The organism is Streptomyces sp. NPDC059455 (assembly GCF_042750115.1).
GTDB lineage: Bacteria > Actinomycetota > Actinomycetes > Streptomycetales > Streptomycetaceae > Streptomyces > Streptomyces endocoffeicus.
Genome location: NZ_JBHYVB010000157.1, coordinates 16,058 through 27,479, shown reverse-complemented (window position 1 = coordinate 27,479; position 11,422 = coordinate 16,058). Strand labels below are relative to the sequence as shown.

The following is an 11,422-nucleotide window of genomic DNA, read 5'->3' as shown; positions in this document are numbered from 1 at the left end:
GGGGGCCCGCCCCCCCCCCCGGGCGGTTTAATGCCACCCCCCCGGGGTGGGGTGGGGGCGGGGCCCCTGGTAACGGGAAGGGGCGGGGAGGGGAAGGACCCGCCGCAGACGCCAACCCGCTACGGCGTACTGGTCTTCCAGCCGCTGAACTCGACCGTCCCCCGGGCCCCCGTGCCGCCGTTCGCCGCGCTCATGAAGATTCCGGCGTCCTGCGTCGCCGCCGCGCCCGGCGCGGTCACGGTGGCGACCTTCCGCCAGGTCGCGCCGTCGTCGGTGGACAGCTCGCCGGTGTAGGAGGTGGCGGCGGTGCGGGTCAGCCGCAGTAGTACGGGCGCCTTGACGCCGGTGATCCGCTGGTAGGTGTCCAGCGTGCCGTCGCCGCCCGAGTCGTAGGACAGGACGACGCCGTTGGCCGGGGTGACGGAGAGGTTCACAAAGCCGGGGGAGCCCGCCGTGGCGAGGTCGTTGCGGACGATGATCCCGGCCCGCGCCCAGGGCCCGGTGGCGGCCTGGGTGTCCACTTTCACGGTCATGGCCGTGCCCACCGTAAGGACGCCATGACGGTAGACGGAGCCGAATTCGGCGGTGCCCTTCCACAGGTCCTGGCCCGCGCCGTCGATCGCGAGCCGCTCGTCCAACTGGCCGAAGGCCGCACCGCTGTTGGTGACCGTCTTCAGCCCGTCCGCCAGTGGTCCGGCGATCCACAGCGTCCCGGTGCGCACGGCCCGCACCCGCTCCTCGCCCCGCGGCCCGTATGTCACGCCGAGTTCGTACGGCAGCGGCTTGAGCGGGTGTTCCAGCGGCTCGTCGGGCGCGGTGGCCCGCCAGCGGACCTCGCCGGTGCCGCCCGCCGGGACGCCCGGCAGCCGGGTCGGCCCGTCCGGGGACGGGTCGAGCCCGGTCACGGCGAGGTCGAAGTCGACGCGGCCGGTGGGGCGCAGCCCGTTGACGTTGCGGAGGGCGGCGGTGAGGGACGCGGAGCCGCCGGGCGGCAGGGTGGCGGGCTCGGCGGTGACGGTGAGCGTGCCCTGGTACGGGGCCTTGGCCAGCGCGTCGTGCACCCGCTGGGCGGTGCGGTGGGCGTCCGCCGTCGGCCGCACGGGGTAGCTCTTGCGTTCGCGCGTCCACGGCTCCTCGACGGCGAACCAGTCGAAGGTGCGCGGCGCCCGGCCCTCCGCCAGCGCGTCCTCCAGTTCGTCCAGATAGGACTGCCACTGGGGGAGGTGGAAGTCGGCGATGAGGCCGCTCCAGTCGCGGTTGGCGTAGTTGGCCAGCTTGCCGCCGTCGGCCGTGGCGCGGTCCGCCCAGGTGGTGATGAGGGTGCGCGCGGCCCGCTCCAGCCGGGCCGACTCCTCCTCGCCGGAGGCCATCCGTTTGGCGTCCTCGAGCCATGGGCCCAGCAGGAACCGCCGGTGGGCGCCGGTCATGTCGTCGCTGAGCCGCATCAGCTTGAGCCACAGCTGGGACAGCGTCCGGAAGGCCGTGCGGTCCTTACGGTCGTAGGCGTCCTGGAGCTGCGGGATCAGCTGCCAGGAGCGGTTGGCGAGCGCCTGCCGGGCGATGTCGGTGAGGTCGTGGCGGTAGGCGTCGCTGTCGCGCAGCCCGGCGCGCACGCCCAGCAGCGCCGCGAAGGCCACGTCGAACCCGGCCGGGTCGAAGGCGGGGGTGTGCGTCGCGTAGTTGGTGCCCGAACGCGCGGTCAGGGAGGGCCGGGCGGCGAACACCGAGTCGTGCGGGCGGCCGTCCTTGCTGCTGATCTCGTACGCGGTGTCGCGCAGCGCGGCGAACGCCTCCCGGGCCCTGGTGTCCGGCCCGCCGTAGCGCACATCGGCGTAGGAGCGGAACCACTCGGCCCGGTCCACCGCCTCATCCCGCCACGCCAACTCGCTGAACAGCTCGAGCGCGGCCGGATCCCGCTCGACCGCCTCCGGCATATAGGCCGTGCCGACCAGCTTGCTGCCCGGTTTGTCGCGCCATACGGTGAACCGCTTGGTCCACATATGGGTCTTGGCGCCGATCGTGGTGCGGCCGCCGAAGTTGGGGATGGTGCCGAACGCGTACGGCACCGCACCCCAGTCCTTCTCCCGGTCGGTGACGGTGTCCAGGTCCGACAGACCGTCCACGATGAGCATGCGGTCGTGGTCGACGGCGTCCAGCAGATCGCGGCGCGGGTTCTCCTGCCAGCCGAGGATCACCCAGGTGGCCCCGGGGCGGGCGGTCTGGAGCGAGGTCTCCACGGCGCGGGCGGCCTCCGGCACCGGAACGTCACCGGGGTCGCCACCCTCGTGCAGCAGATCCATCTTGAACAGCTCGGCCTCGCCGAACAGTTCGTCCTGATGGCGGTAGAAGGCGGCGGCCACCTTCCGGAACACCTCGGTGCGCGGATCGAGCCAGTCGGGCCGCCGGAGCCCGTTCCAGTCGCCCTGCGGGACCGTACGGCCCCCCGGGTTGCGGTCCGCGAAGCCGTCCGGGACGGTGCCGAAGTAGCCGGGGAACACCGGCCGCATGCCCAGCTCCCGCAGCCGGTCGGCGATCCGCCGTCCCAGCTCGGTGCGCCTGGCCAGGAGCGCGGTGGACACCGGGCCGCCGTAGCCGCTCATGTTCTGCAGCAGCCACCACGGCTGGTGGGATGGGGCGGGGAGCCAGGCCCGCGCCTCGTCGTCCGTATAGCCGAAGTCCTGGAGCAGCCGGTGGTACACAGCTTCCTGACCGGCGGTGACCAGCAGTTCGTTGCAGCCGTGCAGGGCCGCGATGTCGATCAGGTGCTCCCAGCGGTCCCAGTCGGCGAACGGCGCGGTGTAGCCGTCGTGGGTGTCGTTGAACGCGAAGCGGTGCGGGAGCGCGGTCGAGCGGGTGACGCGCCGGGCGGGCGCGGGCAGCTTCCCCGGCAGATTCAGCTGATCGCCGGACCAGGTGATCTGGGCGTGGCAGGTGTACTTGAGATACCAGTGCACCCCGGCGAGCAGTACCGCCGGGCTGGTCCCGGAGACCGTCAGCCGCCCCGCGGACCCGTCGACCTCGAACCGCTCCTCGGCGCCCCGCCTCTCCAGCGCCACCAGCCGGAACTGATCGGCGTGTGCCGGGAGCAGCCGTCGCAGCGCGGCGCGGGCGGGAGCGGTGTCGAATGCGGTCACGGCGGTGTCCTGTGCGTCGTGCGGTTCGTCGGCCATCGCCGGTAACCGGCTCCCCAGCGTGGCCCCGGCCCCCAGTGCTCCGGCGGTTCCGATCAGCGTGCGTCTGCTCAGGTCGCTCATGCGCCCCCCAACGGACTTACGGCCAATGGGTCATATGGACACCGGCACTTAACCAGCGTTGTGGGGTGGGAGCAATGGGGCGCACGGGAGGCCCCGGCCGACCGGCTGCGGCGGCTCAGCCCCGGTCGAGGTAGGCCAGCACCGCCAGCACCCGCCGGTTGCTGTCGTCCGACGGCGGCAGGCTGAGCTTGCCGAAGATGTTGGAGGTGTGCTTGGCGACCGCCCGCTCGGTGACGAACAGCTGCGCCGCGATCGCCGTGTTCGACCGCCCCTCCGCCATCAGCTCCATCACCTCCCGCTCGCGCGGCGTCAGATTCCCCATCGGCTTGTCCTGCGACCGCCGGTCCAGCAGCTGCGAGATCACCTGCGGATCCATCGCGGTGCCCCCGGCGGCGACCCGGCGCACCGCGTCGATGAACTGATCGGCGTCGAAGACCCGGTCCTTGAGCAGATAGCCGATGCCCCCGCTGCCGTCCGCGAGCAGCTCCCGCGCGTACAGCTGCTCCACATGCTGCGACAGCACGAGCACCGGCAGCCCCGGCCGGGCCCGCCGCGCCGCCAGCGCGCACTGCAGCCCCTCGTCGCTGAACGACGGCGGCAGCCGCACATCCACGACCGCGACGTCCGGCTCCAGCTCGGCCAGCGCCTTGCTCAGCTCGGGTCCGCTTTCCACGGCGGCCACGACCTCGAAGTCGTACGCCTCCAGCATGCGGACCAGCCCGTCCCGCAACAGGAACAGATCCTCGGCGACCACAACACGCACGGCGGCTCCCTGACTTCTTCGGGCCCCGGGCGGGGACACGGCCGAATCGGTCCGAATCTACCGCTGTGCGGTGAGCGGGAGGGGATCAGCGGCCCGGACGGTCCAGGGAGCCGGTTTTTATGGTGCGGAGGAGTGCGCGGAGGGCGGTGGGGGTGGTGGTTATGACGGTGTGGGGATCGTCGCTCTCCCGCAGGTGCGGTACGCCGGTTGGGTCTGCTGCGATCTCCACGCACGTGTCCGTGTGACCCTCGCTGAAGCTCGACTTGCGCCACGTGAGCTGAGACATGTGTGCGCCTTTCTAGAGCAGGGGATAGAGGAGCCGCTGGATCAACCCCAGCGAGTCCTTCACGCCATGTGCCTCCGGTGAAACCGTCGCGTCGACAGGAGGCAACGCCACTTCGCGCATAGTAGCGAATACCTCGTTGTATCGAGCGATTGCGCCACCGTCCCCCAGGTAGAGCGACTTCTCGATGTGCGGCACGATCACGGTGCTCAACGCCGCCACGGCGGGCTGGATCAGCGTGAAGGACGTGCCGAACGGCACGGGTCCGTCGAAGGGCAGGACCTGGACTGTCACATTGGGGAGCCGGGACAGCGCGATCAACCGAAGCAACTGACCGCGCATGACGGCATCGCGGCCGTTCAGCGTGGTGTGCAGGGCGGCCTCATGAATGACGGCGTGGAAGCGGGAAGGTCGCTCGTCGGTGAGCACCTTCTGGCGTTCCAGCCGGAATTCGACGGACGAGTCGTTCTCCTCGCGGGAGGCGGAGACGTACCCGGCCTGGTGGATCGCCGTCGCGTACTCTCGGGTCTGCAACAGCCCTGGCACGAACGTTGGCTCGTAGCAGAGCATCGCAACGGCACCGGCCTCCAGTTCGGCCGTGTCCATGCGCGAGGCGGGCACCTTGTCGCGATACGCACTCCACCAGCCTTTGCCTGACGCCTGGCCCATTGCCACAAGCGCGTCAACGTAGGTTGTACTTTCACAGCCTGCGGCTCCGGCCAGAGCGCGCAGCCGCTCCGGCGACAGGCCGGTGCGTCCGGACTCGACGTTGCTGATGTGCGACTGGTTCATGCTCATCACCGCGGCGCTTTGGCCAACGCTGAGGCCAGCATGTTCCCGTAGCTTGCGAACCTCAGCCCCGAAGCGTCGTTGACGGTACGTGGGGTTGGCTCGGAGTCCCATACGCCCTCCCTCGGTGGTGGCTAGTGTGACTACTCAACCACGTAGCGTGCCGATCGTGTTGTGGATTGGCAACTCGTAGCGCTACTTTAGGTGCGGCGCCAGTCACGCAAGGTACTCACCTGGAGGCTGCCACATGCGCACGCCAGAATCGCCTTGGTCCTACGGCCTGTTCATCCCGCACGATCCGCGCGCGGTGGGCGTCGTACGAGCCACCATCCGCCATATCCTCAAAGCGGCCCGCCTCGACTGCCTCGTCGACACAGCCGAACTCCTCGTCTCCGAGCTGACGACGAACGCTCTGCGCAACACCGCCACCGACTCGTACGTCAGCATGGACTGGCAGCCGAAGCCCCCGGATTTCCGTGTCACCGTATGGGACTCGGGCTCGGCCCTGCCCCAGCCGGTCCAGGCCGAGGCCGACGACGAGGGCGGCCGGGGGTTGGCGCTGGTCGAGTCGTGTTCGGACGACTGGGGTGTGGTCGACTACACCGACAAGGACGCGGGCGTCACCGGCAAGGCGGTGTGGTTCGCCCTCGCGCCGCCGAAGCCCGAGGAGCAGCACGGCTGAGCGTAAGGGGGAAGGCTTCCGCGCGGGGCGGCCCGGTGGGGGGGGCGCCCCGCGCGGGGAACCGTTCTGCCGGATTCCGCGTAATGTCCTCTTGACGTGCTGCTGCCTGGTGGCGGGCGAACGAAGGGGGAGCCGGTGCTGGGTCGGATGCGGGTGATGGTGGGCGTGGCGGTGTCGCTTTCGGTGGCGCTGGTGGCGTGCGGGCCGGAGAAGGAGAAGGAGTGGACGGGGGCGGAGCCTTCGAAGGGGTCCGCGGCCGAGGCCGCGCGGTTCGCGCCGTTGGTGCGGCTGGCCAAGGGGGAGTCGCTGTTGCCGATGGACGCGACGCGGTTCATCGGGCGGTCCGCGCTGCGCTTCGACCACGACGGCTTCTGCCGTGACGAGGGACCGGTGGCCGACCCGCCCGACCCGCGGCGGTTGGGGAGTAAGGACAGTCCCTACAAGCACGCGGACGTGCAGCCGGGGAAGTCGTCGTCCAAGCCGGTGTCCTGCCCCGGACACGGGGACAAGTGGCACACCTCGACCGAGGCCGACGGCGGTTTCTATCTCGACCCGCCGAAGGAGGTGCGGAAGGGTGAGGGCACTGACGCGCCGGTCTACTGGGAGTACCACAACCACAAGACCGACCCGAAGCGCGCGGCGTACGTCTACTGGTTCTTCTACGCCTACAACAACCTGACCCCGGGCAACCGGCACGAGGGCGACTGGGAGCGCGTCGCGGTCCAATTGCGCGACGGCAAGCCGGAGGCGGTGACGTTCGCGAAGCACGGCAAGGATACGTGCGGCGTGAAGTGGTCGGAACTGGATCCGCAGGACGGGCATCCGACGGTGTACTCGGCGCGTGGTTCACACGGCTCCTATCCGACCGATAAGAACCAGTGGGTGAACGGCACGCTCGATCGGCCCTCGAAGGGCGGCGCCGAGTGGCGCACTTGGGAGCACGCCCGCCCTGTCAACCGCGAGCCCTGGTGGGGGTACGCCGGGTGGTGGGGGTCGCAGCAGCATGTGAGCGGATTCAACGGGCCGATGGGCCCGCGCCCGGGGCGTCTGCTGTCGGGCGTCTTCACCAACGACAGTTGCGGGCCCGCCGACAAGCCGCCGACGGATCCGCCCAAGGACCAGCCCGAGGGTCAGCCCACAGAACAGCCCTCAGAACAGCCCACGGACCAGCCCACAGAACAGCCCACGGACCAGGCCGCGCCCAGGACGAAGGAAGGGGCGATCCGGCGGTACGAGGAGTATCTGCACGCCGTGGGCCGGGAGGACATCAAGACGGTCTGCGAGGTGGCCGGGCCCGCGGCGAAGCAGGCGGAGGACCAGGGGTTCGGTCCGTGCGAGTCCACGTTCCTCGTCACGTTCCAGATGATCTCGCCTCCGCAGAAGAAGGCTCTGCAGACCGCGACGGTCGATCCGCAGAAGGTCGTCGTGCGAAGCCCCGCCAAGATCGACATTTCGGCCGATGCGGTCCAGGCCTCCGTCACCTTCTCCGAAAACGAGATCGGGACCAGCACCCTGGAGTACATGAAGGACGACTGGTACATCACTGACTGAGCGCATGTGGCGCGGTGGAGTGTCAACGGTGGCCCAGGACGTTGTCCACGCGGCAGGCGGGTTCCGGAAGTCGCACCGGAGTCCCGCGGCCGGCATCGGCACGCTAACACCGGGGCGGCGCGTCCCGCCGCCGGATTTTCCCCGGCGGCGGTGGGTCATCGGGCGGCGTTGGGCGCCGAGAGGACGCAGGGGATCTCCATCGTCACCATGGTGGGCCCGCCGGCCGGGCTGCTGACCGCGAGGACCCCGTCGAACGTGCCGAGCCGCCGCTCGACGCCGCTCAGCCCGCCGTCCGGGGTGATCTCCGCGCCGCCGCGGCCGTCGTCGGTCACGGTGACGCGCAGCATGCCGTCCTGGTGGTGGATGTCCAGCCACATCCGCGAGGCGCCCGCGTGCTTGGCCGCGTTGGTCAGCACCTCGCTGACCGCGAAGTACGCCGCCGACTCGACCGGTTCGTCGGGGCGGCCCGTAAGGTCCACGTCCACCTCCACCGGCACCGCCATCCGCAGCGCCAGCGCGCGCACCGCGTCCCCCAGGCCGCGCTCGGCCAGTACCGGCGGATGGATGCCGCGGACCAGGTCGCGCAGTTCGGCGAGGGCCTCGGCGGAGTTCGTACGGGCCGCGGCGAGCAGTTCCCTGGCCTTGGCCGGGTCCTTCTCGATCAGGGCCTCCACGGTGCCCAGGCTCATGCCCATCGCCACGAGCCGGGCCTGGGCGCCGTCGTGCAGATCGCGCTCGATGCGGCGCAGTTCGGCGGCGGAGGTGTCCACCGCGTCGTGCCGGGTCTCGGTGAGCCGCAGCACCCGCTGCTCGAGCGCCATGTGCGGGGTCGGGTCCAGGAAGGAGCGCGCCAGCAGGAAGTGGCCGCGCAGCAGCACGGGGGAGAGGACCGAGCCGAGGGCGATGAAGCCGACGCCGACCGGGACGGCCAGCAGGGCGGTGCCGAGTGAGTCGATGGGCAGGAACGCGTACCAGTAGGTGCCGCCCGCGTCCACGATCGGCTGCCACACCCCGGCGGCCAGCACGAACCCCTCGAGCCCGTACGGCATGAAGACGAAGGCCAGCAGCGCGATGGCGTACCCGGCCGTCATGTCGACCTGGAGCCACAGCAGATCGCGCCAGGTCGCCGGGTCCTTCAGCAGGAAGGTGCACAGCTCCACCTGGCCGGTGACCCCGGGGCGCCGATCGGCCGGCAGCGGGCGGTACGGCAGCTGGATCCGCACACCGGACCAGGCGGCGGCCAGCAGCCGGCGCCGATTGGCGTGCGCCCGCACCGCGCGGATCAGCGGAGGGGTGGTGAACACCCCGATGCCCAGCGTGATGAAGCTGATCGACAGGATCGTCAGCACGGACAGGGCGATCGACACCAGCGCGAGCCAGGAGACGGCGAACCCCCGTGCGCAGGCCGTCAGCGCTCCACGTGCCCTCATCCGGCTTCCCCTCGCTGGTCGGAATGTCGTGCCCGCACCGGCGGGCCATCTCAGTGTGTCAGCGGCCTGCCGCCCGGACACGGGGGCCGGACACCGTCCCGGGGTGTACCTGGCACCACCTCCCCGCCTCGCCCTATGCCTCGGCGACTGGGTGGCTGCCCGGCTGGGGCGCGGACCTGCGGATTTCTAACGTCGTGGCATGACCTGTTCCGTCCGTACCGCACGGGGAGAGACGCCATGAGCGCAACGAGGAAGGGCCTGGCCGTGCGGCTGGGCGGGTGGAGCACCCGCCACCGCAAGACCGCGATCATCGGATGGCTGCTGTTCGTCGTGGTCGTCGCCGTGGTCGGGGGAATGTCGGGATCCCGGCAGATGACCAACTCCGAGAACACCACGGGTGATTCCGCACGCGCCGAGAAGATCCTGGAGGACGCGGGCCTCCAGACCCCGGCCGGAGAGATGGTGATGCTGCGCAGCGACCGCCCGGACGGCTGGCGGGACGCGGCCCGCGACCTCTCGGCGCGACTGGAGCGGACGGGCGAGACGGTGCGCGTGCGGCCCGCGGTGCGCTCGGAGAACGGGCGGGAGGCGCTGATCAGCTTTGAGATGAAGGGCGACCCCGACACCGCCGGGGAACGGGTGGGTCCCGTCGTCGAGGCGGTGGAGAGGACCGAATCGGCCCATCGGGGCGTCGTGGCCTACGAGTTCGGCGACGCCACCGCCCAGCATCGGCTCGACGACATGCTGACCGACGACTTCAAGAAGGCCGAGCTGACCGCCGTACCGCTGGCGCTGGGCATTCTGCTGGTGGTCTTCGGGGCGCTGGTGGCCGCGCTGCTGCCGGTGCTGCTCGCGGTGACCGCTTGCGTGGGCACCTTCGGACTGCTGGCCCTCGTCAGCCACCAGCTGCCCCTGTTCGACTCCACCAACTCGGTGATGTTCCTGGTGGGCCTGGCCGTCGGCGTCGACTACTCGCTGTTCTACCTGCGGCGGGAGCGCGATGAGCGGGCCGCGGGCCGGGACGCCGGAACCGCGCTGCGGATCGCGGCCGCCACCAGCGGCCGGGCGGTGCTGATCTCCGGGGTCACGGTCATGCTGGCGATGGCCGGGATGTTCCTGTCCGGGCTGCTGCTGTTCCACGGCTTCGCGGTCGCCACCATCCTGGTCGTGCTGATGTCGATGCTCGGCTCGGTGACCGTGCTGCCCGCGATGCTGTCCTGGCTGGGCGACCGGATCGACGCCGGGCGGGTGCCGCTGCTGAACCGCCGCCGGAAGAAGGGTGTGCGGAAGGGCGTGCACGCCAGCGGGGGCCTCTCCGGCAGGCTGATGCGGCCCGTCCTGGCCAAGCCGAAGCTGTTCGCCGCCGTGTCGGGCGCGCTGCTGCTGGTGCTGTGCGTCCCCGCCCTCGGGATGAAGACCGAACAGCTCGGCCTGGAGAAGCAGTTCGGCTCCGAAGCCGCCATCACCGTGGCGTACCAGGAGATCACCGGCTCCTTCCCCGGCGGCCCCGCCCCGGCCGAGGTGGTGCTGCGCTCCGACGAGGTCGGCTCCGCCCGCTTCGACGCGGCCGTGGCGGACTTCAAGAAGGAGCTCGCCGCGTCCGGGCGGTTCGGCAAGACGGTCGACGTCGAGGCGCACCGTAAGGAGGGGGTGGCCCGGATCGAGGTGCCACTGGCCGGGGATGGTCAGGACGCCACCTCCCGAGGTGCCCTGGACACGCTCAAGGAGGAGCTGGTGCCGAGGATCCTCGGACCGGTCTCCGACCAGGTGTACGTGACCGGTGAACTCGCCTCCAGCCGCGACTTCAACGACCAGCTGAAGACCGACATCGCACCGGTCTTCCTCTTCATCGCCGCCGTGACCTTCGTACTGATGCTGCTCTGCTTCCGGTCACTGCCGATCGCGATCGTCTCGATCCTGCTCAACCTGCTGTCGGTGGGCGCCGCGTACGGCATGATGACCGCCGTCTTCCAGCACGGCTGGGGCGCGGAGTGGCTGGGGATGGAGCCGGCCGGGGCGATCGAGGGCTGGATGCCGCTGTTCGTCCTCGTCATCCTCTTCGGGCTGTCGATGGACTACCACGTGTTCGTGGTCTCGCGGATCCGGGAGGCCCATGAGCGGGGGCTCGCCACCCGGGACGCGATCCGCGAGGGCATCCGGACGACGGCGGGCTCGGTCACCGGGGCGGCCGCCATCATGGTCGCCGCGTTCGCGGTCTTCGCACTGCTGCGGATGCAGGACATGCAGCAGATGGGCGTCGGGCTCGCGGTCGCGGTGCTGGTGGACGCCACGCTGGTGCGGATGGTGCTGCTGCCCTCGGTGATGGCGCTGCTCGGCGAGCGCAACTGGTATCTGCCGCGCGCCCTGCGGTGGCTGCCGAGCGTGGGCCACGGCGAGGAGCCGGTGGAGCGGCCGCGTCCGCCACTGGTGGGGGCGGGCCGCTGAGGTTCCTGGACCTGCTGGGGTCCCGGACCTGCTGGGGTCGCGGACCTGCTGAGGTCGCGGACCCGCTGGGGTCCTGGACCTGCTGGGGTCGCGGACCCGCACCGCATGCGCCCGCCCGTGGGGGGGGGGCGACGGGGGGGGGGCGGGGAGGGGTCCCCCGGGTGGGGTCTCCCACAACAACGTCGCCGTCCTGCATCGCCCGGATCGACTCGACCAGTCCGGGGG

General features: G+C 70.9%; 8 protein-coding genes. 3 read left to right on the top strand and 5 right to left on the bottom strand.

Translation table 11 applies throughout. The features are described from left to right. Positions 1–119: 119 nt before the first annotated feature. The 4 genes from ACFXB5_RS38935 to ACFXB5_RS38920 all read right to left on the bottom strand — a co-directional run bounded on the left by ACFXB5_RS38935 (position 120) and on the right by ACFXB5_RS38920 (position 5,203). Positions 120–3,254, bottom strand: coding sequence for an alpha-N-acetylglucosaminidase TIM-barrel domain-containing protein (locus ACFXB5_RS38935; RefSeq protein WP_385217485.1), 3,135 nt, complete (start codon positions 3,252–3,254; stop codon positions 120–122). Positions 3,255–3,369: 115 nt separating this feature from the next. Next, positions 3,370–4,017, bottom strand: a complete 648-nt coding sequence (locus ACFXB5_RS38930) for a LuxR C-terminal-related transcriptional regulator (RefSeq protein ID WP_385217482.1) — start codon at positions 4,015–4,017, stop codon at positions 3,370–3,372. 85 nt (positions 4,018–4,102) lie between these two features. Then, positions 4,103–4,303, bottom strand: a complete 201-nt coding sequence (locus ACFXB5_RS38925) for a DUF397 domain-containing protein (RefSeq protein WP_385217479.1) — start codon at positions 4,301–4,303, stop codon at positions 4,103–4,105. Positions 4,304–4,315: 12 nt separating this feature from the next. Next, positions 4,316–5,203: a helix-turn-helix domain-containing protein gene (locus ACFXB5_RS38920; protein WP_385217477.1), complete on the bottom strand. Its 888-nt coding sequence runs from the start codon at positions 5,201–5,203 to the stop codon at positions 4,316–4,318. Positions 5,204–5,336: 133 nt separating this feature from the next. Here ACFXB5_RS38920 and ACFXB5_RS38915 point away from each other — a divergent pair, with 133 nt between their 5' ends. Beyond that, positions 5,337–5,771, top strand: a complete 435-nt coding sequence (locus ACFXB5_RS38915; RefSeq protein ID WP_385217474.1) for an ATP-binding protein — start codon at positions 5,337–5,339, stop codon at positions 5,769–5,771. A 135-nt stretch (positions 5,772–5,906) separates the two neighbouring features. Beyond that, the gene (locus ACFXB5_RS38910; protein WP_385217472.1) at positions 5,907–7,322 is read left to right on the top strand and encodes a hypothetical protein; all 1,416 of its coding nucleotides are present in this window, start codon (positions 5,907–5,909) and stop codon (positions 7,320–7,322) included. A gap of 155 nt (positions 7,323–7,477) precedes the next feature. Here ACFXB5_RS38910 and ACFXB5_RS38905 read toward each other — a convergent pair whose 3' ends face one another. Continuing rightward, a complete protein-coding gene (locus ACFXB5_RS38905; protein WP_385217469.1) occupies positions 7,478–8,752 on the bottom strand; it encodes a sensor histidine kinase in 1,275 nt (424 codons plus the stop codon). A gap of 237 nt (positions 8,753–8,989) precedes the next feature. On the opposite strand from ACFXB5_RS38905, the gene ACFXB5_RS38900 reads away from it, so the two are divergent. Beyond that, entirely contained in the window at positions 8,990–11,197 is a 2,208-nt protein-coding gene (locus tag ACFXB5_RS38900) for an MMPL family transporter (protein ID WP_385217467.1), read from the top strand. Positions 11,198–11,422 lie beyond the last annotated feature (225 nt).